Below are 22,258 nucleotides of genomic sequence, written 5' to 3'. Positions count from 1 at the left end.
CCTCGGTGTCATCGAGTGGGGCCATCTGATCATCGAGTTGGGCCATCTCATCATCATCTGCCCGACGGGCGTGGGCGTCCACCGGAGTGGGGGCGATAGGCTGACCGGGTGACACAGATTGCCAGCTGGTGGGACGGACTCGAGCTCTGGGTGATCGGGCTGCCCTTCATCCCGCAGCTGATCCTCGTGATGGCGGTGATGATGCCGCTCGCGATCGGGATCGCCAGCGGCGCCGACCTGCTGCTCGCCAGGATCTTCGTGCTGCTCGGCCGGGACTCGGCCCCCGCCTCCGCCACCGAGGACGGTGCCCGCTGATGCCCCGTTCGCGTGTCACCCTCGCCCTCATCGCGCTGATGCTCCTGGTCCTGATCGGCTGGCTGCTGACCAGGTAGTGGAACGGTGCCGGCTCCAGTTCGATCGGGGCCGGTAGCTCTGCTACATTCGTGCGCGTGTCTGCAACCGCCGTGCACCAGGTCCGCCATGAACTGGCGTTGATCGCTGTCGGCATGCTTGCGGTCGCCGATATCGACTGTTGTCGATTCCCGTAGCCGCACGAGCCACCTGAGCCGCGGCCGGACCGCCCCACGTAGCGGGCGACAACCCCAATTCTGTGTCACCGTGAGACCACGCCGTTGCCGGTAGTGGTCCCGCGCTGCGGTCTGAGGACCGGACACCACCTCCTTGCCCTCGTGGCACACCTGTGAAAGGCAATTCACATGAGCGCGCGCTCTCGCATCACCCGTTCCGGCCTCCTGCTGGCCGCCGCCGTCACCGCCGGCTCGATCGCACTGACCGCGTGCAGCGGCGGCTCGAGCGACACCGTCGGCGCCGAGGGTGGATCGAGCGACGGCAGCGGGGGCACCGTCAGCCTGTTCGCCTACGCGGTCCCCAAGCCCGGCTACGACAAGCTGATCCCCGCCTTCAACGAGACCGAGGCCGGCAAGAACGTCGAGTTCCAGCAGTCCTACGGCGCCTCCGGTGACCAGTCCCGCAAGGTCAAGGACGGCGCCCAGGCCGACTTCGTCAACTTCTCCGTCGAGCCCGACATCACCCGCCTCGTCGACGCGGGCCTGGTGAGCGAGGACTGGAACAAGGACGCCTACAACGGGATCCCGTTCGGCTCGGTCGTGACGGTGGTGGTCCGCGAGGGCAACCCGAAGGGCATCAAGGACTGGGACGACCTGCTCCAGCCCGGCCTCGAGGTGGTCACGCCCAACCCGTTCAGCTCGGGCTCGGCGAAGTGGAACCTCTTGGCGCCGTACGCCGCCAAGAGCGACGGCGGCAAGAACCCGCAGGCCGGACTCGACTACCTGAACACGCTCGTCACCGATCACGTGAAGGTTCAGCCGAAGTCCGGTCGCGAGGCCACCGAGACCTTCCTGCAGGGCACCGGCGACGTGTTGCTGAGCTACGAGAACGAGGCCCTGTTCGCCGAGCGCAACGGGGACCCGGTCGAGCACGTCACCCCGCCGGTCACATTCAAGATCGAGAACCCGGTCGCCGTGATCAAGAGCAGCCAGAACCTCGAGAAGGCCAACGCGTTCAAGGACTTCCTCTTCACCACCGAGGGCCAGAAGCTGTGGGCCGAGGCCGGATTCCGTCCGGTCGATCCCGGTGTCGCCGCCGAGTTCGCGGCCGACTTCCCTGCGCCCGCGAAGCTGTGGACGATCGCGGACCTCGGCGGCTGGAAGGCCGTCGACGAGAGCCTGTTCAAGAAGGAAACCGGCTCCATCGCCACGATCTACGACAACGCCACCAAGTAATCTGACCGTGACCAGCACTACAGAAACAACGACGGGGGGACTGGTGTCCGAGTCCGTAGGACAGCAGTCGACCGAGACCGGTCCCCCCGCTCGGCCCACCCGCCCGAAGAAGCGCAAGTGGACCGCCGTGACCGGCACCGTTGGCCCGCTTGGCATCGGCGTCGCGATGCTCTGGCTCAGCGTCATCGTGCTGCTCCCGCTCGCGGCGCTGACGGTGACCTCGTTCGAGGACGGCCTCAGCGGGTTCTGGGAGGCCGTGACCAGCCCGGTCGCGCTGGCCTCGCTGCGCGTGACCGTCACGGTCTCGGCGGTCGTCGCCCTCATCAATGTGGTGATGGGCACCCTGATCGCCTGGGTGCTGGTCCGCGACGAGTTCCCCGGTAAGCGATTCGTCAACGCGCTCATCGATCTCCCGTTCGCGTTGCCGACCATCGTGGCGAGCATCGTGCTGCTGGCGCTGTACGGCCCGAACAGCCCGATCGGTGTGCAGCTCAACGCGACCCAGCCCGGCCTCGTCGTCGCGCTGGCGTTCGTCACGCTGCCGTTCGTGGTCCGGTCGGTGCAGCCGGTGCTGATCGAGACCGACCGGGAGGTGGAGCAGGCCGCCGCGTCCCTCGGCGCGAGCAACTGGACCATCTTCCGGAAGGTGGTGCTGCCGATCCTGTCGCCCGCGATCATCAGCGGCGCGGGCCTGGCGTTCGCCAGGGCGATCGGCGAGTACGGCTCGGTCGTGCTGATCGGCGGCAACATCCCGCGCGAGACGCAGGTGACCTCGCAGTACATCCAGCAGCAGATCGAGATCGACCGGCCGGTCAACGCCGCCGCGGTGTCGGTGGCGCTGCTGGCGATCGCCTTCGTCACCCTGTTGGTGTTGCGGGTGCTCTCGAGCCGCAGCCAGCGACGTGAGGAGCAGGCCCAGTGAACCTCTCGACCGGATCGAAGCTCGGGATGCGGGTCGTCGCGCTCGGCTACCTGTTCTTCCTGCTGCTGGTGCCGATCGGCGTCATCCTGTGGCGCACCTTCGAGCGGGGCATCGGCGCCTTCATCGAGGCGATCTCCACCCCGGCGGCGATCTCGGCGCTGAACCTCTCGCTGCTGATCGTGGCCATCGTCGTGCCGATCAACGTGATCTTCGGCATCGTCACGGCCCTGGCGCTGGTCCGGGGACGGTTCCCGGGCCGCGGCCTGATGCAGGCGGTCGTTGACCTGCCGTTCGCGGTCTCGCCGATCGTCGTCGGCGTCTCGCTGATCCTGCTGTGGGGCGTCAACGGCTGGTTCGGCGTCCTGGACGAGGCAGGGTTCCGGGTGATCTTCGGCCTGCCAGGCATGGTGCTGGCCACCATCTTCGTCACGCTGCCGTTCGTGGTCCGCGAGGTCGAACCGGTGCTGCACGAGATCGGCGACGAGCAGGAGCAGGCCGCCGCGACCCTCGGCGCCTCCAAGTGGCAGACCTTCTGGCGGATAACCCTGCCCGCGATCCGCTGGGGCCTGACCTACGGCGTGGTGCTCACCGTTGCCCGTTCGCTCGGCGAGTTCGGCGCGGTGATCATGGTGTCCTCGGGGTTCCCCGGCGTCTCCCAGACCCTGACCCTGCTCGTGCACTCGCGCTACATCGACGATCACAACACCTTCGGGGCCTACTGCGCGGCGACGCTGCTGATGGGGATCGCGCTGGTGACCCTGCTGCTGATGACGCTGCTCGACCGCAAGAGGAGCAACACATGATTTCCGTGATCGGCGCCAACAAGAACTTCGGCGACTTCGCCGCCCTCGACAACCTGTCGCTGGACATCCCGGCCGGCTCCCTGACCGCGCTGCTCGGTCCGTCCGGGTCCGGCAAGTCGACCCTGCTGCGGTCGATCGCCGGGCTGGAGAACCCGGACTCGGGGACCATCACCATCGGGGGCAAGGACGTCACCGGTGTGCCGCCGCAGAAGCGCGACATCGGCTTCGTGTTCCAGCACTACGCGGCGTTCAAGCACATGACCGTTCGCGACAACGTCGCGTTCGGGCTGAAGATCCGCAAGCGTCCGAAGCCCGAGATCGACAAGAAGGTCAACGAGCTGCTCGAGATCGTCGGTCTCGACGGTTTCCAGCACCGCTACCCGGCCCAGCTCTCCGGCGGCCAGCGGCAGCGCATGGCGCTGGCCCGCGCGCTCGCCGTCGACCCGCAGGTGCTGCTGCTCGACGAGCCGTTCGGTGCGCTCGACGCCAAGGTCCGCGAGGACCTGCGGACCTGGCTGCGGCGGCTGCACGACGAGGTGCACGTGACCACCGTGCTGGTCACCCACGACCAGGAGGAGGCGCTCGACGTCGCCGACCGGATCGCGGTGCTGAACAAGGGGCGGATCGAGCAGGTCGGCACCCCTCGGGACCTGTACGACACGCCCGCGAACGACTTCGTGATGTCGTTCCTCGGCCCGGTGGCCAAGCTGAACGGCCAGCTGGTCCGCCCGCACGACATCCGCGTCGGGCGCGACCCCAGCATGGCGGTCGCGCAGAAGGCAGGCACCGCGGAGTCCGCGGGTGTCACCCGGGCGACGGTCGAGCGGGTGGTGCACCTCGGCTTCGAGGTGCGGGTGGAGCTGCGCAACGCCGCCACCGGCGACCTGTTCGCGGCCCAGGTGACCCGCGGCGACAGCGAGGCGCTGCAGCTCAAGGAGGGCGAGACCGTCTACGCCCGCGCCACCCTGATCCCGAACATCCCGGCCTAGGCCGCTCCGCGGCCCGTGCGCGGTTGACGAGTCCAGACACTCGTCAACCGCGCACAGGCGGCGCAGCCGCCTACTATTTCCTGCACGTGTCGATTCGACCGGGTTCCGTTCGTCGTCATTGAGTACGGCACCTCGCCGCACGATGAAACGACAGGAGTCGAACCATGAAGTACATGATGCTGATCAACGCGGCCTCCACCGATCCCGTCGCAAACGGGTGCACGCCCGAGGACTGGATGGTCTACGACAAGCAGGTCAGTGAGGCGGGCATCTTCGTGTCCGGGGAATCGCTGGCGGACCTGACCACCGCCACGGCGGTCCGGGTCGACGCGGACGGTGCGCGGACCGTCACCGACGGCCCCTTCGCCGAGTCCAGGGAGGTCCTGGGCGGCTTCTACGTCATCGACGTGCCGAACCTCGACGTCGCGCTCGACTGGGCGGCACGCTGCCCGGGCGCCCGCGACGGCGGAACTGTCGTGGTGCGGCCGATCGCCGACTTCGGGGAGTGACCGCGATGGACGAGCGGGCGGTGGCCGGGTCGTCCGTGGAGTCCGTGTTCCGGGAGGAACGCGGCCGGCTGCTCGCCTCGCTCGTCCGCCGGTTCGGCGACCTCGACCTGGCCGAGGAGGTCACCTCGGAGGCCATCGAGGCCGCGCTGGTGCACTGGCCGGTGGACGGCGTCCCGGCCAGGCCGGGCGCCTGGCTGATGACGACGGCGCGGCGGCGGGCAGTCGACCGGCTGCGGCGGGACCAGGCCTACGCGGCCCGGCTCGCCGTCCTGCAGGTCGAGTCCGACCGGGCGGACCCGGCCCCGCCCGCGGACGCGCTCACCGATCTGCCCGACGACCGGCTGCAGCTGTTCTTCACCTGTACCCACCCGGCGCTCGCGGACGAGGACCGGACCGCGCTGACCCTGCGCTGCCTCGCCGGCCTGACGACGCCGGAGGTGGCCAGGGCGTTCCTCGTCCCGACCGCGACGATGGCGCAGCGAATCGTGCGGGCCAAGAAGAAGATCCGGCAGGCCCGGATCCCGTTCCGGGTACCGGGACCCGACGAGTTGCCGGAGCGTCTGCCCGGTGTGCTCGGGGTGATCTACTCGATCTTCACCGAGGGCTACGCGGCCAGCTCGGGTCCCGACCTGCAGCGCCTCGACCTCGCGGAGGAGGCGATCCGGCTCGCCCGGATCCTGCGGCGGCTGCTGCCGGCCGAGCGCGAGGTCGCCGGGTTGCTGGCGCTGATGCTGCTGATCCATGCCCGCCGCGATGCGCGGACCGGGCCGGGCGGCGAGCTGGTGCTGCTCGACGACCAGGACCGCAGCCACTGGGACCGCGCGGCCATCGAGGAGGGCGGCGCCCTTGTGGTCGTCGCGCTGACCGGTGGCCCGCCGGGCGTGTACGGGGTGCAGGCGGCCATCGCGGCACTGCACGACGAGGCCGCGGATGTCGCGACCACGGACTGGCCGCAGGTGGTGGCGCTCTACGACGTGTTGCTCGCGCTGGCGCCGTCGCCGGTGGTGGCGCTGAACCGGGCGGTGGCGGTGGCGATGCGGGACGGACCGGAGGCGGGGCTGACCCTGCTCGACGGGCTGGCGGGGGAGGCGCGGCTGCGGGGCTACCACCCGTACGCGGTCGCCCGCGCGGACCTGCTGCAGCGGCTCGGCCGGTTCCCGGAGGCCGCGGCGGCCTACCGTGCGGCGCTGGAGACGGTCGGCACCGACGCCGAACGGGAGCACCTGCGGCGCAGGCTCGACGAGGTCGAGCGGTCGGGCTAGGCGGAGAGTTCGACCCGGGCGGCGGCGATCCGCTCGACGCCCGCGGCGTACCGGTCGAGCGCGACCTCCGCGAGCAGGGGGTGGGCGCCGATCACGTCGGCCTGCAGCGATTCCGGGGCGCAGTCCTCGGCGGACCGGCCGATCCGGTCGGTGAGCAGGCCGGGCGCGAGGAACCACGGTGCGACGACGATGGACCGCGCGCCGCGGGCCCGCAGCGCCGAGACGGCCTGCGGCACGCCGGGTCCGGTGGTCGCGAAGCAGACCTCGACGCCTGCCCAGCCGGTGCCGGCCAGCAGCCGCGGGCCGATGCGGGTGGTGAGTTCGTTGGCGGTCTCCGAGGACGAACCGACCGCGGCCAGCACGACCCCGACCTCGGGATCGCCGAGATCGGTTCCCGTCTGGGTGATGCGGTCGCGCACGGCGGAGACCAACCGGTGGTCGTCGCCGAGCACCTCGGCCTGCACCAGGTCGAGCCCGGGGTGCCTGCGGCGGCCTGCCGCGAGCAGCGCGGGCAGGTCAACCCGCGCGTGGAAGGCGCTGCCCAGCAGCAGCGGCACCACGACGGCGGACGAATGTCCCTCGGCGGCAACCGCATCGATGGCCTGGTCCACCGACGGGGCGGACAGGTCCAGGAAGCAGAGGCGGACGTCCAGGTCGGGGCGCGAGGCCCGGATGCCGTCCACCGCGGCCGCGACCGCCCGCGCGGAGCGGGGGTCGCGGCTGCCGTGGGCCACCGCGATCAGCGGCGCCGGGACGGGCATCGGGGACGCGTGCGTCCCGACCTGGATGTCGAACACGACGCTAGACGCGGGCGAGCTCGATGGCGGCGATCGCGTCGCCGACCAGGCCGGCCGCGAGGGTGTTGCCACCCGCCGGGTCGATCAACAGGAAGCTGCCGGTGTGCCGGTTGACCGTGTAGTCGTCCGCCACGATCGGCTCCGCGACGCGCACCGAGATCTTGCCGATCTCGTTGAGCTCGAGGGTGTCCGGGCTCTGCGCCGTGGTGAGGTCCTGCTCGTCGAACCGCTCCACGATGCCACCGACGATCGCCTGCGTGGTGCGGGTGCCGTGCTTGAGCAGCAGGCGGGCGCCGGGCCGCAGCGGCTTCTCGGCGAGCCAGCAGACCGTCGCTTCGAACTCGCCGATCGGCTCGGGCGCGTCCTCGATCGAGGCGATGGTGTCGCCGCGCGAGACGTCGACGTCGTCGGCCAGGATCAGCGTGACGCTGCGCCCCGCGTTCGCGACGTCGAGCTCACCGTCGGCGGTGTCGACGCGCTCGACGGTGGTGCGGGTGCCGGACGGCAGGATCACCACCTCGTCGCCAGGGCGGACCGAACCCGCGGCGACCTGACCGGCGTAGCCGCGGTAGTCGAGGAAGTCGGCGGTGCGAGGCCGGATCACGTACTGGACCGGGAAGCGCAGGCCCACCCGGTGCGGCTCGGCGTCCACCGGGATCGACTCGAGGTGCTCGATCAGGGTGGGGCCGTTGTAGTACGGGGTGTTCTCGGAGCGGACGGCCACGTTGTCGCCGTGCAGCGCGGAGACCGGGATCTCCACGACGTCCTCGGACGCCCACCCCAGCGAGGTGGTGAGCGCGTTGAACTCCTCGGAGATGTCCGCGAACACCTGGGCCGGGTTCTCGACCAGGTCGATCTTGTTGACCGCGAGCACCAGCTTCGGCACGCCGAGCAGCGCGAGCACGGCGGCGTGCTTGCGGGTCTGCGAGATGACGCCCTTGCGCGCGTCGACGAGCAGGATCACCAGCTGCGCGGTGGACGCGCCGGAGACGGTGTTTCGGGTGTACTGCACGTGGCCCGGGGTGTCCGCGAGCACGAAGGTGCGGTTGGGCGTCGCGAAGTAGCGGTACGCCACGTCGATGGTGATGCCCTGCTCACGCTCCGCGCGGAGGCCGTCGACCAGCAGCGACAGGTCCGGGGTGTCGAGCCCACGGTCAACCGACGCGCGGGTGACGGCGTCGATCTGGTCGGCGAGAACGGATTTCGTGTCGTACAGCAGCCGGCCCACCAGGGTGGACTTGCCGTCGTCGACGCTGCCCGCGGTGGCGAGCCTCAACAGGTCGCTCATCAGAAGTAGCCCTCTCGCTTGCGGTCTTCCATGGCCGCTTCGGAAACTCGGTCGTCGCCACGGGTGGCACCGCGCTCGGTCAATCGGGACGCCGCGACCTCGGCGAGGATGGCCTCGTTGTCGGCCGCCTCGGAGAGCACCGCGCCGGTGGTGGAGCCGTCGCCGACGGTGCGGTAGCGCACCGAGAGGTTCTGCACCTCCTCGCCTTCCCGCGGTCCGCCCCAGACGCCGGAGGTCATCCACATGCCGTCGCGCTGGTACACCTCGCGCTGGTGGGCGTAGTAGATGCTGGCCAGCTCCACGTTGTCGCGGGCGATGTACCGCCAGATGTCGAGCTCGGTGAAGTTGCTCAGCGGGAACACGCGGACCTGCTCGCCGGGGGAGTGCTTGCCGTTGTACAGGTTCCACAGCTCGGGACGCTGCTTCTTCGGGTCCCACTGGCCGAACGCGTTGCGCAGCGAGAAGATCCGCTCCTTGGCGCGGGCGCGCTCCTCGTCGCGGCGGGCGCCGCCGAACACCGCGTCGAAGCGGTTCTCGGCGATGGCGTCCAGCAGCGGCACCGTCTGCAACGGGTTGCGGATCCCGTCGGGCCGCTCGGTGAGCCGGCCGTCGGCGAGGTAGTCCTCGACCTTGGCCACGTGCAGGCGCAGGTTGTACTTCTCGACCACGTGGTCGCGGAAGTCCAGCACCTCCTGCAGGTTGTGCCCGGTGTCCACGTGTAGCAGCGCGAAGGGCAGCGGCGCGGGCCAGAAGGCCTTGATCGCCAGGTGCAGCAGCACGGTGGAGTCCTTGCCGCCGGAGAACAGGATCACCGGGCGCTCGAACTCGCCTGCCACCTCACGGAAGATGTGGATGGCCTCGGACTCGAGGGCAGCGAGCGTGTCGAAGTCGGTGCCGTCGAGTTGCGGTCGGATGTCGGTCAGTTCAGCAGTCATGAGGCGTGCAACCCGCATTCTGTCTTGGCGTTACCGGCCCACCGTCCGCTGCGCGGATCGGAGCCGGGGGCTGGCTTGGCGGTGCACGGCGCGCACCCGATTGATGGATAGCCTTCGTCGACAAGCGGATTCACCAGGATCGAGTGCTTGTCGATGTAGGCCTGCATGTCGTCGTCGGACCACGCGGCGATCGGGTTGATCTTCACCAGCCCGAACGCCTCGTCGAACGAGATCAGCGGCGCGTTGGCGCGGGTGGGGGACTCGACCCGGCGGATGCCGGTCACCCAGGCCTTGTACCCGGCGAGCGACTTCTTCAGCGGCGCGACCTTGCGCAGTGCGCAGCAGCGGCCGGGGTCGCGGGCGAACAGGTCCTTGCCCTCGGCCGCGTCCTGCTCGGCGACGCTGGCCTCGGCCTGGACGTTGATGACGTTCACCCCGTACACCGCCTCGACCGCGTCGCGGGTGCCGATGGTCTCCGCGAAGTGGTAGCCGGTCTCGAGGAACAGCACGTCGACGCCGGGGTGCACCTGGGCGGCCAGGTGCACCAGGACGCCGTCCTGCATGTTCGACGCGACGATGAAGTCGGTCCCGAACGTGTCCTCGGTCCACTGCAGCAGTTCCTGGGCGGACGCGCCGTCGAGGCTCGCCGCCACCTGCTCGGCGAGCGCTCGGAGGTCGTCCGCGGTCGCGGTGGCCAGATCCAATGTGGTCAACGGAGATCCCCCTCGTCTGCTCGGACGGCCCACTCGGCGAAGCGTTCGCCCGCATTGCGGTGCTTGACGAACTGCCGGACCACCCGGTCGATGTAGTCGCCCATCTCGGTGCTGGCGACCTTGTGCTGGCGCAGCTTGCGGCCGAAGGCCACGTCGAACCCGAGGCTGCCTCCCAGGTGAACCTGGAAGCCCTCCACCTGATTCCCCTCGCCGTCGTCGATGAGCATGCCCTTGAAGCCGATGTCCGCGACCTGCGAGCGGGCGCAGGAGTTGGGGCAGCCGTTGATGTTGATGGTGATCGGCACATCCAGCTGCGCGTTGATGTCCGCGAGTCGCTGCTCGAGCTCGGGCACCAGCACCTGCGAGCGCTTGCGGGTCTCGGCGAACGACAGCTTGCAGAACTCGATGCCGGAGCAGGCCATCAGGTTCTGCCGCCAGTGCGACGGGCGGGCGGGCAGGCCCAGCTCGTCGAGGTCGGCGATCAGCTGATCGAGCTTGTCGTCGGCGACGTCGAGGATGATCAGCTTCTGGTACGGCGTGAAGCGGATCTTGTCGCTGCCCGCCTTCTCGGCGGCGTCGGCGACCTTCGCGAGGATGGTGCCGGAGACCCGGCCCGCGATCGGCGCGAAGCCGACGGCGTTGAGACCGTTGCGGGTCTTCTGCACGCCGACGTGGTCGATCGGCCGCTTGGGCTGCTCGGGCGCGGGGCCGTCGATCAGCTTCCGCTTGAGGTACTCGGTCTCGAGCACCTCCCGGAACTTCTCGATGCCCCAGTCCTTGATGAGGAACTTCAGCCGCGCCTTGGACCGCAGCCGGCGGTAGCCGTAGTCGCGGAAGATCGAGACCACGGCCTCCCACACGTCCGGCACCTCGTCAAGCGGCACCCAGACGCCGACTCGCTGCGCCAGCATCGGGTTCGTGGAGAGCCCGCCGCCGACCCACAGGTCGAGCCCGGGCCCGTGCTCGGGATGGTTGACGCCGATGAAGGCGACGTCGTTGATCTCGTGCACCACGTCCTGCTGGCCGGAGATCGCGGTCTTGAACTTGCGCGGCAGGTTCGAGTACTCGGGCTTGCCGATGTAGCGGCGGACGATCTCGTCGATCGCCGGGGTCGGGTCCAGCACCTCGTCGAGGGACTCGCCTGCAAGCGGGGACCCGAGGACGACGCGCGGGCAGTCGCCGCAGGCCTCGGTGGTCTTGAGGCCGACGGACTCGAGCCGCTTCCAGATCTCGGGGACGTTCTCGACCTCGATCCAGTGGTACTGGACGTTCTCGCGGTCGGAGAGGTCGGCGGTGTCGCGGCCGAACTCGGTGGAGATGCCCGCGATGGTGCGCAGCTGCTCGACGTTGAGGGCGCCTGCGTCGCAGCGCACCCGCATCATGAAGTACTTGGCCTCGAGCAGGTCGATGTTCTCGTCACCGGTGAAGGTGCCGTCGTAACCCTGCTCACGCTGGGTGTAGAGGCCCCACCAGCGCATCCGGCCGCGCAGGTCGGACTTGTCGATGCTGTCGAATCCCTGCTTCGAGTAGATGTTCTCGATGCGGGCGCGGACGTTGAGCGGGTTGTCGTCCTTCTTGGCCTGCTCGTTGGCGTTCAGCGGCTCGCGGTAGCCGAGGGCCCACTGGCCCTCGGCACGGCGCTTGGCCGGCCGCGGCGCGCGAGCGGGAGGAGGAGTGTCGACACTTTGCGACATCGGAGGCGCTCCAGAATCTTCTTCGGTGCGCCGGTCTGTGATGGCATGCCGACGGGGAGGGCTGTCCCCGCAGGCACATCCGAGACCGGCCGGGACTGAGAGGGGGCTGGCGAATGGCGTCTACGCAGGCAAGGGCAGACAGCTACAGACACGCTTGAGATCGACGTGGCGTCGAGCCACGAGCGCAATCCCAAGTCCGGTCACCCGGCCAATTGTGCCAGATGACCTCGCCGATTCCGACACCCCATGGCTATTTCCCCCCGACTCGGGGGAAATGCGCAGGCAGGGCGATGTGTGGCGCTCGTCACGTCCTCTGGTAATGGGACACTGATGAGGTGAGTGGATCGATGACCGAGCCGGTGGCTGCTGCGTTTGCGCTGCCGGACCATGCCCTGGCCGGAGTGGGGTCGCGTCCGTTCGGCATCTACATCCACGTCCCGTTCTGCGCGACGCGCTGCGGGTACTGCGACTTCAACACGTACACGGCGGGGGAGCTGGGCACCTCCGCGTCGCCACAGTCCTGGCTCGAGGGCCTGCGCCGCGAGTTGGACGCGGCCGCCGCGATGCTCGGCGCCGACGGTGCGGTGCCCGCGGCGGAGACGGTGTTCGTCGGCGGCGGCACGCCGTCGCTGCTCGGCGGCGACGGCCTGGCCGACGTGCTTGGCGCGGTCCGCTCGAGCTTCGGCCTGGCCGCGGGCGCCGAGGTGACCACGGAATCGAACCCCGAGTCGACCTCGCCGGAGTTCTTCGACCGCCTCCGCGAGGCCGGGTTCACCCGCATCTCGCTTGGCATGCAGTCGGCGGCGCAGCACGTGCTCAAGATCCTCGACCGCACCCACACCCCGGGGCGCCCGGTGGCGGCCGCCGTGGAGGCGCGCGCGGCGGGGTTCGAGCACGTGAACCTGGACCTGATCTACGGCACGCCCGGCGAGCGCGACGAGGATCTCGACGCGTCCCTTGATGCGGTGCTCGCCGCGGGCGTCGACCACGTCTCGGCGTATGCGCTCATCGTGGAGGACGGCACCGCGCTGGCAAGGAAGGTGCGGCGCGGGGACCTGCCCGCGCCCGACGACGACGTCCTCGCCGCCAGGTACGAGCGGATCGACGCGCGCCTCGCCGACGCCGGGCTGAGCTGGTACGAGGTGTCGAACTGGGCGAAGGAGGGCGCCGAGTGCCGGCACAACCTCGGGTACTGGGACGGCGGCGACTGGTGGGGCGCGGGACCCGGCGCGCACGGCCACGTCGGCGGGGTGCGCTGGTGGAACGTCAAGCACCCGGCCCGCTACGCCGACCGGCTGACGGCGGGTGAGCTGCCCGTCGCGGACAGCGAGCAGCTCACCGCCGAGGACCGGCACATGGAGCGGGTGATGCTGACGCTGCGGCTGCGGTCGGGACTGCCGGTGTCGGACCTGCGAGCTTCTGAGATCGCGGCCGCCGAGCAGGCCGTCGCGGACGGGCTGCTCTCGCGCGCCGATGACCGCCTGGTGCTCAGCGACCGCGGCAGGCTGCTGGCCGACGGTGTCATCCGCGACATCCTGAGCTGACCCCGCCCGTCCAGCCGGCGCACCCCGACGCGGCTGTGCGGCAACGGGATCCGGTCCGGCCTCTGAGGATCACCGACCGGTTCCGGAGAATCGGCGGCGCATGTCGCGGGCGACGATCGCCCGCAGCAGCTTCGCCGCGACCCGCGCCCGCGAGGGCGTGTACGGGTACCACAGCGGTTCGTTCGTCAGGGTGGGGAACCGGGGGGCGGTCACGGCCTGCACCCGGCAGTACTTGTGCAGGCCCGAGTCGCCGCCGAAGCGCGCGCCGATCCCGGAGGTCTTCCATCCGCCGTGCGGCAGCCCGAAGCAGAAGAGGTTGCTGAACATGTCGTTGACGTTCACCGCCCCGACCTCGAGGCGTCGAGCGATGGCCTCCCCGCGCGAGCGGCTGCCGGTCCAGACGGTCGCGGACAGGCCGTAGACCGAGTCGTTGGCGAGCCGGACGGCCTCGTCCGCGTCGGCCACCCTCATCACGGGGATGGTGGGACCGAAGGTCTCCTCGGTCATGCAGGCCATGGTGTGGTCCACGTCGACCAGCACGGTCGGCTCGAAGAAGGTCCCCACCCCGGTCGGGGCGCCGCCGGTCAGTGCGGTGGCGCCGCGGGCGATCGCGTCGTCGACGTGACGGCGCACGATGTCGACCTGGTTCGCGTTGGCCAGCGCGCCGACGTCCGCGGAGTGGGAGTCGTCGTCGGCGCCCTGACGCAGCGACCGGACCTTCTCGGTGAGCAGCGCGACAAACTCGTCGTGCACGGCCTCCTCGACGTAGACCCGTTCGACCGAGATGCAGGCCTGGCCGGAGTTCATCAGCCCGCCCCAGACGATCCCGCTGGCTGCCCGCTCGAGGTCGGCGTCGGCAAGCACGATCGCGGCGTCCTTGCCGCCGAGTTCGACGCTGCAGGGGATCAGGCGCTCGCCCGCCCGGGCGGCGATCTTGCGCCCGGTGGCCGTGGAGCCGGTGAACTGCACCATGTCGACGGCGTCGACGACGGCCGCGCCGGTGTCCCCGCGGCCGGTGATGCAGGCCAGTATCGGCGGCGCGCCGATCTCGCGCCATCCGCGCGCCAGCTCGAGCGCGGAAAGCGGGGTCACCTCGGACGGCTTGAGGATGACGGCGGCGCCTGCGAGCAGCGCGGGGATCACGTCCATGGCGGGCATCAGCAGCGGGAAGTTCCACGGCGTGATCACCCCGACCACCGGATGCGGGCGATATGTCTTGCGCTGCGATTTGGTGAGGCTGAACGCACCGGAGTTCGGGAGCTTCGCGTCGGCCAGGTCGCGCGGCGCGCGGGCGGCGTAGAAGTTGATGATCTCGGCGATCACCGGCACCTCGAGCCCGGCCTCGGTCCGCGGCTTCCCGGTCTCGGACTGGAGAACATCCTCCAGGTGGGTCTCGTTGTCCAGCAACCAGTCCCGCAGTTTGAACAGCCACCTTGCCCGACCCTTGGGTCCGAGGGCCTCCCAGGCCGGCTGCTGTGCGCGGAGTCCGTCGACCACCTCGGCTACCGAGTCGGGCTCTGTGTCGGGAACCGAGCCGACCTCCTCGCCGGTCGCCGGGCAGTGAATGGTGACGGGCGGTCGGACGATCGTCGGCACCAGCTGGTCGATGCTCATCGCACACTCCTCGGTGGGGGTTGGCGTCGAGTATCGGCGCGAGCGGAGCCGCGGCGCTTGGCCGATTCGGCCAACAACCACGGGCCTTTTGGGTCAGCGGCACAAGTGGGCAGGTGGCCGGGTCCGCGGCTCCCGGATTCGATCCAATCGGGATCTGTGGGATCTGCTTCGGCCGGGCCGCGCGTAGCCTGGGTGTGGAGCCGAAAGATGCACGATAAATCGCCTGCAGCGGGTGCGCCCGAACCGACGCGCCGGGTGTTGGCATTTCATGCCCGAACCCTCGACGAGGCGCGCGCGGCCGTCGGTCGGAATTACTACCCCCACCGGCTGGCCCAGCTCACCACGGACTCCGACCTCGACATGTCGCTACACACTGTGCAGCTCGGTCCTGTGTCCGTGGGGCGGTTGTCGTACGGAGTGGACGTGAGCATCCACCTCGACGAGCTGGAAAGTGCCTACCACGTGAACATTCCGATGTCGGGCGGCATCGAGTCGGAAGCGGGCGGAGAGCCCGATGTGGTCACCCGCGGGCGCGCGTCCATCTACCTCCCGCATCGCTCCACCAGGATCACGCGATGGAGCGCGGACTGCGTGGTGTACGGCATCAAGTTCGACCGCGCCTACCTCGAGTCCGAGCTTCGCGCCCTACTCGGCCGGCCGGTCGGCAAACCGGTGACCTTCGACCCCGTGTTCGATCTGTCCAGCAAGTCGGGCGCGAGCTGGTTGGCTCTGGTCCGAACCCTCGCCGCGGAACTCGACGACGACAGCAGCCTGCTCTACAACGAGCTGGTTTCGAGCCGGCTGGTCGATGCCGTGACCACCGGTTTGCTGCTCACGGCGGCTCACGACAGCCGTGAACTCCTCGACTCGCCCGCCCACGCTGCCCGCCCGCGCACGATCAGTCGGGCCATCGATGCGATCCACGCGCATCCCGAGGAGCCGTGGACCGTCAGTGGGCTGGCGATGCTGGTGGGCGTCAGCGTGCGCACCCTGCAGGACGGATTCCGGCGGTACGTCGGGGTCTCGCCACTGGCCTATCTTCGCGATGTGCGGCTCGAGCGGGCCCATGAGGACCTGATCCAGGCAGACCCGTCCGACGTCGCGGTCACCGATGTGGCCTATCGCTGGGGATTCCAGCACCTCGGCCGTTTCGCTCTCGAATACCGAAAGCGGTACGGGCAGCCGCCGTCGAAGACCCTCATCACGACGTAGCCCGGCCCGAAAACCCTGCGCGCTCGAAGTCCCTGCGCAATCGGGACATCCCCCGCGCTTCGGGGACAGTCTTCAGCCGCTGCTGCCTCTAACGTTGGCCCCATCGTTGCCGCTGGACAAAATCCAGGACACGCCCCCTCGGCTCCACGACCCGCGTGATCGTCCGGGTGCGGGCACATGGAAAGGCCGAACCTTGCTGCTGCCGATGGCGCCGACCGATTCGATGTTCCTGCTCGGCGAGTCTCGTGACCATCCGATGCATGTCGGGGGGCTCGCGCTGTTCGCTCCGCCGGATGGCGCCGATGGGTGCGATGTGCGGGCACTGCTCGATTCGTCCTTGGGTCGGGGCGATGTCGCGCCGCTGTTGCGTAAACGCGCCCGTCGGTCGGTGACCTCGCTGGGGCAGTGGGGCTGGGAGACGGATGTCGACGTCGACCTCGGGCACCATGTGCGTCACGATGCCCTGCCGCGCCCTGGCGGGATCACCGAACTGCTGGAGCTGGTCTCCCGCTTGCATTCCGTGTTGCTGGACCGAAGCAGGCCGCTGTGGGAGATGCACCTCATCGAGGGCCTCGCTGACGGCCGCTTCGCGGTCTACACGAAGATCCACCACGCCCTCGCGGACGGCGTGTCGGCGATGAAGCTGCTGCGCCGTGGGCTCAGCGCGGACCCGGCACGGCGGGAGATGCCCGCGCCATGGGAGCCGCTGGTGCGCGAGCGCAGCGCGCTGCGACTCGTCTCGGACCAGCCGGCGGGCGGTCGCGGACCGCTCGGCGTGCCTGCCACCGCGCTGCGTGTCGCTCGCGGCGCGCTCGGTGAGCTGGGAGGCCTCGTGCCCGCGCTCGTTGGCACCGTCGACCGGGCCTTGCACGGGCGTGGCGGATCGCTCTCGCTCTCTGCACCCAGCAGCATCTTCAACGTGCCGATCGGTGGGGCCCGACGGTTCGCGGCACAGTCCTGGCCGATCGAACGGCTACGGCTGGTCGCCAAGCATGCCGAGGCGACCATCAACGACGTGGTGCTCGCGATGTGCTCAGGGGCGCTGCGCGGCTACCTGGGCGATCTCGAGGCGCTGCCCGCCGACCCGCTGATCGCGATGGTGCCGGTCTCGCTGCGTGGCGAGCAGCGGGAGGGCAAGGCAGGCAATGAGATCGGGGTGCTGATGTGTAATCTCGCCACCGACCTCGCCGACCCGGCGAACCGCCTCGCGACCGTGACGGCCTCCATGCGCGAGGGCAAACAGGCACTGCGGGCGATGAGCTCGGCGCAGGCTCTGGCGATGAGTGCGCTCGGGGCCGCGCCGCTCGCACTGGGCATGTTCGGAATGGGCGGGCCGGTCCGCCCGCCGAACGTGATGATCTCCAACGTTCCCGGGCCGGCTGAGCCCCTGTACTGGAACGGCGCCCGTCTGACCGCGCTGTATCCGCTGTCGATCCCGGTCGACGGACAGGCCCTCAACATCACCTGCACCAGTACCGATGACGAGATCGCGTTCGGGCTGACCGGCTGCCGGCGAGCGGTGCCGCTACTTCAGCCCCTGCTCGGTCGCCTCGACGACGAACTCTGCGCCCTCGAAAAGACCGTCGGCCTGTAGGCCGGGACAGGAGATCACATGAACCACCCATCAGCCGACCGGGCCCCCGTCCCCGCCGAACCGTCGACCTCCCGGCTCCGATCGTCGCCGGTGATCGCGCTCGGCTCCGGGATCTCGGCCTGCGCGCCCGCACTGATCGTGACCGGGTCCGTTGTCCTGTGCGCGGTCGTGGCTTTGTTCACCGTCGCCTGTGTCGGTTTCGCCGCCCTGATGATCTGAGCGAGGGCGGGGCCGAGCCGATCGATGAGCGCAGGCGGATCAGACCCCCGGTCGGGTCAGCGGATCGCGTCGTAGTCGAAGACCCGGGCGTGCAGCACGACCCTGTTGCGCAGGGCGGAGCGGACCGCGCGGTGCAGGCCGTCCTCGAGGTAGATCACGCCGTCCCAGAGCACCGCGTGCGGGAACAGGTCGCCGTAGAAGGTGGAGTCCTCGGACAGCAGGCGGTCGAGCTCCAGGACCTTGGTGGTGGTCACGATCTCGTCGAGGCGCACCTGTCGTGGTGGGATCTTGGACCAGTCGCGCATGGACAGCCCGTGGTCCGGGTACGGCTTGCCGTCCCTCACGCCCTTGAAAATCATCGGTGTTCCCGTCCCGGTTGTCGGGGGTGCGCGGCCGGCACCTGGCGCCGTTCGCGCACCACACACAGTAAGGCCTCGCGGGGAGAGCCCGGCAGGGCGATTAGACTGGTAGCCGGTCGCGGGGGTGTGAACCACGCCGACCGTGACGAATGGTCTCGCCGGACTTCCGGACGGGGGAGTCGGGTGACGGAGGTGGCCGCTATGTCGAGTACCGATGAACGACGCTTCGAGGTGCTGCGCGCGATCGTCGCCGACTACGTCGCCACCCAGGAACCGATCGGCTCGAAGGCCCTCGTCGAACGCCACAACCTGGGCGTCTCCAGCGCCACCGTCCGCAACGACATGGCCGTGCTCGAGGCCGAGGGCTACATCGCCCAGCCGCACACCAGCTCCGGCCGGGTGCCGACGGACAAGGGCTACCGGCAGTTCGTTGACCGGATCGCCGACGTCAAGCCGCTCTCGCCCGCCGAACGCCGCGCCATCCTGGAGTTCCTCGAATCCGGCGTCGACCTGGACGACGTGCTCCGCCGCGGGGTGCGGTTGCTGGCCCAGCTGACCCGGCAGGTCGCGGTCGTGCAGTACCCGACAATCTCGTCGTCCTCTGTCCGCCACCTCGAGGTGGTCGCGTTGACCCCGGCCCGGCTGCTGCTGGTGCTCATCACCGACTCCGGTCGCGTCGACCAGCGCATCGTCGAACTGGGCGACGTGATCGACGACGAGAACCTGGCCCGGCTGCGGAACCTGCTCGGTGGCGCGCTGGAGGGCAAGCGCCTGGCCGCAGCGTCGATCGCCGTCTCGGAGCTGGCCGCCGACGCCCCTGACCACCTGCGCGACGCCGTGGTCCGATCCGCGACGGTGCTGATCGAGACCCTCGTCGAGCACCCCGAGGAGCGGCTGGTGCTGGGCGGCACGGCGAACCTGACCCGCAACGCGGCGGACTTCACCGGGTTCCCCGGCTCGCTGCGATCCGTCCTCGAGGCCCTCGAGGAGCAGGTCATCGTGCTCAAGCTGCTCGCCGCCACCGGCGACGCGGGCAAGGTGACCGTCCGGATCGGAGAAGAGACCCAGATGGAGCAGATCCGCGGGACCTCGGTGATCACCACCGGCTACGGCGCGGGCGGCAATGTCTTCGGCGGCATGGGGGTGCTCGGCCCCACCCGGATGGACTACCCGGGAACAATCGCATCGGTCGCCGCCGTTGCGAGGTATATCGGCGAGGTTCTCGCCGAGCGCTGACGCGTGTGCGCGGGCTGCCGCGAGCATGACTTTCACTGACAGCTGGAACTGATCGACAACGAGGACGAGAGACTTAACGTGGCACGGGATTACTACGGACTTCTGGGCGTCAGCACGAAGGCGACCGATCAGGAGATCAAGCGGGCGTACCGCAAGCTCGCCAGGGAGCTGCATCCCGACGTCAACCCCGACGAGGCGGCGCAGGCCCGGTTCAAGGACATCTCGACGGCATACGAGGTGCTCTCCGATCCCGAGAAGCGGCGAATCGTCGACCTCGGCGGCGACCCGCTGTCGCAGGGCGGCGGGGGCGGCGGCGCCGGATTCGGTGGTGCCGGCTTCGGCGGCGGACTCGGCGACGTGTTCGAGGCGTTCTTCGGCGGCGGCGGCCAGACCAGCCGTGGACCGCGCGGCCGCGTGCAGCCCGGCGCGGATTCGCTGCTGCGGACCAAGCTGACCCTCGAGGAGTGCGCCACCGGCGTCACCAAGCACATCACCGTGGACACCGCGATCCTCTGCGACGCGTGCACCGGTGCAGGCACCAACGGCGACTCCAAGCCCGTGACCTGTGAGACCTGCCGCGGTGCGGGCGAGGTGCAGTCCGTCCAGCGCTCGTTCCTCGGCCAGGTGATGACCTCCCGTCCGTGCCCGACCTGTCGCGGCGCCGGCGAGACCATCCCGGACCCCTGCCACAAGTGCGGCGGCGACGGCCGGGTGCGTGCCCGCCGTGACATCGCGGTGAAGGTCCCGGTCGGCGTGAGCGGCGGCATGCGGATCCGACTGGCCGCGCAGGGCGAGGTCGGCCCCGGCGGCGGCCACGCGGGCGACCTGTACGTCGAGATCATCGAGCAGCAGCACGACGTGTTCGTCCGTGACGGCGACGACCTGCACTGCACCGTCCGCGTCCCGATGGTCGATGCGGCGCTCGGCACCACCGTCACCGTCAACACGATCATCGACGGCCCGACGGAGATCACCATCCCCGCGGGCACCCAGCCGGGCAAGGTCGAGTCGGTCCGCGGGCACGGCATGCCGAAGCTGCGTTCCGGGGTGCGGGGCGACCTGCACGCGCACCTGGAGGTCGTGGTCCCCGCGCGCCTCGACGGCAAGCAGACCGCGGCGCTCAACGCGTTCAAGGACCTGCGCGACAAGGACCAGGCCGAGGTCGTCACCACCGCCTCGCAGCACAACGGCGGACTGTTCTCCCGCCTGCGCGACGCGTTCAGCGGTCGCTGACGGGTCGGGCGAACGAACATGGCCGCGACGGTGTTCTATCTGGACCCGCTGCCCGAGGTCGGCGCGGTCGCCGTGCTCGACGGCAAGGAGGGCAGACACGCCGCCACGGTGCGCCGGATCCGGGTCGGTGAGCGGCTGGTGCTCTCCGACGGCCGGGGTGCCGTCGCGGACGCGGTGGTCGTCGAGGTCGGCAAGGACCGCCTCGACCTGGAGGTCACCGCCCGCGCCACCGTCCCGGCGGCCGCCCCTGCGGTGACGTTGGTGCAGGCGCTGCCGAAGGCGGAGCGCTCCGAGCTGGCGGTCGAGCTGGCCACCGAGGCGGGCATCGACGCGATCGTGCCCTGGCAGTCCGCGCGGTGCGTGGCCCGCTGGGAGGGCCCGAAGGCCGACAAGGGCGTCGCGAAATGGCGCGCGGTGGCGGCGGCCGCCGCGAAACAGTCACGGCGAGCACATATTCCGGAGGTGCTCGACCTGCACCGCACGCCCGCGGTCGTCGAGCGGGTGGCGGCCGCGGTGGCCGGTGGCGCCGTGGTCGCGGTGCTGCACGAGTCGGCCACGACGGCGCTGGCGGAGCTGCCGCTGGCCGCGGCGGCCGAGATGCTGCTGGTGGTCGGGCCCGAGGGCGGCCTGGACGACGCGGAGGTCGACCTGCTGACCGCGGCGGGGGCGGTCGCGGTGCGCCTGGGCCCGACGGTGCTGCGGACCTCCACGGCGGCCGCGGTGGCGCTCGGCGCGATCGGCGTGCTCACCGACCGCTGGTCCGCGCGGCCCCTCCAGTAGTCGCCGTGCCCCGCCAACGCGTCGACTACGGACCCGAGCCGCAGCAGTTCGGGCACCTGTACCTGCCCGCCGCCCCGGTCGCCGAGCCGGTGCCGGTGCCGGTGCCGGTGGTGATGCTCGTGCACGGCGGCTATTGGAGCGCCGACTTCCACCTGAACCTGGCGACCGCCCTCGCCATCGAGCTGGCCCGGCGCGGGGTGGCGTCGTGGAACGTCGAGTACCGCCGGGTCGGTGCGGGTGGCGGCTGGGAACAGACCAGTGCCGACATCGAGGCCGCGCTGGCCGCGGTTGGCGGCATGCTGCCCGCCCTCTCGCCGATCCCGCTCGATCTGGAGAACGTCCGGATCGTCGGTCACTCCGCTGGCGCGCAGCTGGCGTTGTGGGTTGCCGGGCAACGGGATTCCCCGGTTCGCCCCGAGCGGGTCGTCACGCAGGCGGGCGCGATGGACCTGGCCGCGCGCGCGGCCGGTCGCACCGCGGGCGCCGCGCTGCAGGCGTTCTTCGGCGCCCGGTACGACGACGCGCCGCAGCTCTACCGCGACGCCTCGCCCGTGTACCGGGTCCCGATCGGGGTCCCGGTGGTCTGCATCCACGGCGCGGAGGACATCCAGGTGCCGGCCGCCGCCAGCCGCGCGTACCGGGACGCCGCCCAGGCGGCCGGGGACACGGTGGCGTTCTGGGAGGTGCCGGGTGAGGGCCACAACGACTTCCTCGCCCGCGGTTCCAGGAGCTGGGACCTGACCCTGCGCGCCCTGCTCGACGACGACCCCTGGGCGACGCACCCGGTGTGAC

General features: G+C 70.3%; 23 protein-coding genes. 16 read left to right on the top strand and 7 right to left on the bottom strand.

Annotation, left to right across the window (positions count from 1 at the left end; all coding sequences use genetic code 11):
- The first annotated feature begins 108 nt into the window (after positions 1–108).
- From C8K38_RS10195 to C8K38_RS10165, 8 genes are all read left to right on the top strand, one after another.
- The gene (locus C8K38_RS10195) at positions 109–315 is read left to right on the top strand and encodes a hypothetical protein (RefSeq protein WP_097211386.1); all 207 of its coding nucleotides are present in this window, start codon (positions 109–111) and stop codon (positions 313–315) included.
- A 128-nt stretch (positions 316–443) separates the two neighbouring features.
- Positions 444–548, top strand: coding sequence for an Ms4533A family Cys-rich leader peptide (locus tag C8K38_RS28070; protein ID WP_354581603.1), 105 nt, complete (start codon positions 444–446; stop codon positions 546–548).
- Between the two features lie 168 nt (positions 549–716).
- A complete protein-coding gene (locus C8K38_RS10190) occupies positions 717–1,763 on the top strand; it encodes a sulfate ABC transporter substrate-binding protein (protein WP_097211385.1) in 1,047 nt (348 codons plus the stop codon).
- Position 1,764: 1 nt separating this feature from the next.
- Positions 1,765–2,685 carry a sulfate ABC transporter permease subunit CysT gene (cysT, locus tag C8K38_RS10185; RefSeq protein ID WP_373560248.1) on the top strand — a complete coding sequence of 307 codons (921 nt, stop codon included), beginning with the start codon at positions 1,765–1,767 and terminating at the stop codon, positions 2,683–2,685.
- A 26-nt stretch (positions 2,686–2,711) separates the two neighbouring features.
- Positions 2,712–3,488: a sulfate ABC transporter permease subunit CysW gene (gene cysW, locus C8K38_RS10180; RefSeq protein WP_245221511.1), complete on the top strand. Its 777-nt coding sequence runs from the start codon at positions 2,712–2,714 to the stop codon at positions 3,486–3,488.
- Positions 3,485–4,477 carry a sulfate/molybdate ABC transporter ATP-binding protein gene (locus C8K38_RS10175; protein ID WP_027499945.1) on the top strand — a complete coding sequence of 331 codons (993 nt, stop codon included), beginning with the start codon at positions 3,485–3,487 and terminating at the stop codon, positions 4,475–4,477. The genes cysW and C8K38_RS10175 overlap by 4 nt, the downstream gene beginning before the upstream one ends.
- A 164-nt stretch (positions 4,478–4,641) precedes the next feature.
- Positions 4,642–4,986 carry a YciI family protein gene (locus C8K38_RS10170; protein ID WP_097211384.1) on the top strand — a complete coding sequence of 115 codons (345 nt, stop codon included), beginning with the start codon at positions 4,642–4,644 and terminating at the stop codon, positions 4,984–4,986.
- Positions 4,987–4,991: 5 nt separating this feature from the next.
- Positions 4,992–6,248 (top strand): RNA polymerase sigma factor, encoded by a 1,257-nt coding sequence (locus C8K38_RS10165; protein ID WP_097211528.1) that lies wholly within the window; start codon positions 4,992–4,994, stop codon positions 6,246–6,248.
- On the opposite strand, the gene C8K38_RS10160 is transcribed toward C8K38_RS10165, so the two are convergent.
- The 5 genes from C8K38_RS10160 to C8K38_RS10140 are packed head-to-tail and all read right to left on the bottom strand — an operon-like array spanning position 6,245 to position 11,675.
- Complete coding sequence (locus C8K38_RS10160) at positions 6,245–7,009, bottom strand: sirohydrochlorin chelatase (RefSeq protein ID WP_097211527.1); 765 nt, start codon at positions 7,007–7,009, stop codon at positions 6,245–6,247. The two genes, C8K38_RS10165 and C8K38_RS10160, sit on opposite strands and share 4 nt — an antisense overlap.
- 40 nt (positions 7,010–7,049) lie before the next feature.
- The gene (locus C8K38_RS10155) at positions 7,050–8,333 is read right to left on the bottom strand and encodes a sulfate adenylyltransferase subunit 1 (protein ID WP_097211383.1); all 1,284 of its coding nucleotides are present in this window, start codon (positions 8,331–8,333) and stop codon (positions 7,050–7,052) included.
- Positions 8,333–9,268, bottom strand: a complete 936-nt coding sequence (cysD, locus tag C8K38_RS10150) for a sulfate adenylyltransferase subunit CysD (protein WP_077042056.1) — start codon at positions 9,266–9,268, stop codon at positions 8,333–8,335. The genes C8K38_RS10155 and cysD overlap by 1 nt, the downstream gene beginning before the upstream one ends.
- A complete protein-coding gene (locus C8K38_RS10145; RefSeq protein WP_097211382.1) occupies positions 9,265–9,972 on the bottom strand; it encodes a phosphoadenylyl-sulfate reductase in 708 nt (235 codons plus the stop codon). The genes cysD and C8K38_RS10145 overlap by 4 nt, the downstream gene beginning before the upstream one ends.
- Before the next feature lie 5 nt (positions 9,973–9,977).
- Positions 9,978–11,675 carry a nitrite/sulfite reductase gene (locus C8K38_RS10140; RefSeq protein ID WP_027499952.1) on the bottom strand — a complete coding sequence of 566 codons (1,698 nt, stop codon included), beginning with the start codon at positions 11,673–11,675 and terminating at the stop codon, positions 9,978–9,980.
- Between the two features lie 347 nt (positions 11,676–12,022).
- Here C8K38_RS10140 and hemW point away from each other — a divergent pair, with 347 nt between their 5' ends.
- Complete coding sequence (gene hemW / locus C8K38_RS10135; RefSeq protein ID WP_097211381.1) at positions 12,023–13,219, top strand: radical SAM family heme chaperone HemW; 1,197 nt, start codon at positions 12,023–12,025, stop codon at positions 13,217–13,219.
- Between the two features lie 69 nt (positions 13,220–13,288).
- Here the strand turns inward: hemW and C8K38_RS10130 are convergent, their stop codons facing one another.
- A complete protein-coding gene (locus C8K38_RS10130; RefSeq protein ID WP_097211380.1) occupies positions 13,289–14,833 on the bottom strand; it encodes an aldehyde dehydrogenase family protein in 1,545 nt (514 codons plus the stop codon).
- A gap of 207 nt (positions 14,834–15,040) precedes the next feature.
- Here C8K38_RS10130 and C8K38_RS10125 point away from each other — a divergent pair, with 207 nt between their 5' ends.
- From C8K38_RS10125 to C8K38_RS10115, 3 genes are all read left to right on the top strand, one after another.
- The gene (locus C8K38_RS10125; protein WP_097211379.1) at positions 15,041–16,045 is read left to right on the top strand and encodes an AraC family transcriptional regulator; all 1,005 of its coding nucleotides are present in this window, start codon (positions 15,041–15,043) and stop codon (positions 16,043–16,045) included.
- Between the two features lie 193 nt (positions 16,046–16,238).
- Entirely contained in the window at positions 16,239–17,639 is a 1,401-nt protein-coding gene (locus C8K38_RS10120; protein WP_097211378.1) for a WS/DGAT/MGAT family O-acyltransferase, read from the top strand.
- Positions 17,640–17,657: 18 nt separating this feature from the next.
- Positions 17,658–17,858: a hypothetical protein gene (locus tag C8K38_RS10115; protein ID WP_108168813.1), complete on the top strand. Its 201-nt coding sequence runs from the start codon at positions 17,658–17,660 to the stop codon at positions 17,856–17,858.
- Positions 17,859–17,914: 56 nt separating this feature from the next.
- Here the strand turns inward: C8K38_RS10115 and C8K38_RS10110 are convergent, their stop codons facing one another.
- Positions 17,915–18,217, bottom strand: a complete 303-nt coding sequence (locus C8K38_RS10110; protein WP_077042050.1) for a type II toxin-antitoxin system VapB family antitoxin — start codon at positions 18,215–18,217, stop codon at positions 17,915–17,917.
- Between the two features lie 201 nt (positions 18,218–18,418).
- Between C8K38_RS10110 and hrcA the strand changes: the two genes are divergently transcribed.
- From hrcA to C8K38_RS10090, 4 genes are all read left to right on the top strand, one after another.
- Positions 18,419–19,453, top strand: a complete 1,035-nt coding sequence (hrcA, locus tag C8K38_RS10105) for a heat-inducible transcriptional repressor HrcA (RefSeq protein ID WP_097211526.1) — start codon at positions 18,419–18,421, stop codon at positions 19,451–19,453.
- A 78-nt stretch (positions 19,454–19,531) separates the two neighbouring features.
- Positions 19,532–20,686 carry a molecular chaperone DnaJ gene (gene dnaJ, locus C8K38_RS10100; RefSeq protein ID WP_097211377.1) on the top strand — a complete coding sequence of 385 codons (1,155 nt, stop codon included), beginning with the start codon at positions 19,532–19,534 and terminating at the stop codon, positions 20,684–20,686.
- 18 nt (positions 20,687–20,704) lie between these two features.
- Positions 20,705–21,466, top strand: a complete 762-nt coding sequence (locus C8K38_RS10095) for a 16S rRNA (uracil(1498)-N(3))-methyltransferase (protein ID WP_097211376.1) — start codon at positions 20,705–20,707, stop codon at positions 21,464–21,466.
- 5 nt (positions 21,467–21,471) lie between these two features.
- On the top strand, positions 21,472–22,257 hold the full coding sequence (locus tag C8K38_RS10090) for an alpha/beta hydrolase family protein (RefSeq protein WP_097211375.1): 786 nt from the start codon (positions 21,472–21,474) through the stop codon (positions 22,255–22,257).
- Position 22,258: the final 1 nt, after the last annotated feature.

Source organism: Rhodococcus sp. OK611, from assembly GCF_003050885.1.
Lineage (GTDB): Bacteria > Actinomycetota > Actinomycetes > Mycobacteriales > Mycobacteriaceae > Rhodococcus_G > Rhodococcus_G oryzae.
Note: the sequence above shows the minus strand (reverse complement) of the source record. Positions and strands in the feature narration are given on the sequence as shown.

Bases quoted from the DNA above. Each gene is read 5' to 3' on its own strand.
- C8K38_RS10190 (WP_097211385.1), top strand. From the start codon at position 717: ATGAGCGCGCGCTCTCGCATCACCCGTTCCGGCCTCCTGCTGGCCGCC.
- cysW (WP_245221511.1), top strand. From the start codon at position 2,712: ATGCGGGTCGTCGCGCTCGGCTACCTGTTCTTCCTGCTGCTGGTGCCG.
- C8K38_RS10175 (WP_027499945.1), top strand. From the start codon at position 3,485: ATGATTTCCGTGATCGGCGCCAACAAGAACTTCGGCGACTTCGCCGCC.
- C8K38_RS10170 (WP_097211384.1), top strand. From the start codon at position 4,642: ATGAAGTACATGATGCTGATCAACGCGGCCTCCACCGATCCCGTCGCA.
- C8K38_RS10165 (WP_097211528.1), top strand. From the start codon at position 4,992: ATGGACGAGCGGGCGGTGGCCGGGTCGTCCGTGGAGTCCGTGTTCCGG.
- C8K38_RS10160 (WP_097211527.1), bottom strand. From the start codon at position 7,009: ATGCCCGTCCCGGCGCCGCTGATCGCGGTGGCCCACGGCAGCCGCGAC.
- C8K38_RS10155 (WP_097211383.1), bottom strand. From the start codon at position 8,333: ATGAGCGACCTGTTGAGGCTCGCCACCGCGGGCAGCGTCGACGACGGC.
- cysD (WP_077042056.1), bottom strand. From the start codon at position 9,268: ATGACTGCTGAACTGACCGACATCCGACCGCAACTCGACGGCACCGAC.
- C8K38_RS10140 (WP_027499952.1), bottom strand. From the start codon at position 11,675: ATGTCGCAAAGTGTCGACACTCCTCCTCCCGCTCGCGCGCCGCGGCCG.
- hemW (WP_097211381.1), top strand. From the start codon at position 12,023: ATGACCGAGCCGGTGGCTGCTGCGTTTGCGCTGCCGGACCATGCCCTG.
- C8K38_RS10130 (WP_097211380.1), bottom strand. From the start codon at position 14,833: ATGAGCATCGACCAGCTGGTGCCGACGATCGTCCGACCGCCCGTCACC.
- C8K38_RS10125 (WP_097211379.1), top strand. From the start codon at position 15,041: ATGCACGATAAATCGCCTGCAGCGGGTGCGCCCGAACCGACGCGCCGG.
- C8K38_RS10115 (WP_108168813.1), top strand. From the start codon at position 17,658: ATGAACCACCCATCAGCCGACCGGGCCCCCGTCCCCGCCGAACCGTCG.
- C8K38_RS10110 (WP_077042050.1), bottom strand. From the start codon at position 18,217: ATGATTTTCAAGGGCGTGAGGGACGGCAAGCCGTACCCGGACCACGGG.
- hrcA (WP_097211526.1), top strand. From the start codon at position 18,419: ATGTCGAGTACCGATGAACGACGCTTCGAGGTGCTGCGCGCGATCGTC.
- C8K38_RS10095 (WP_097211376.1), top strand. From the start codon at position 20,705: ATGGCCGCGACGGTGTTCTATCTGGACCCGCTGCCCGAGGTCGGCGCG.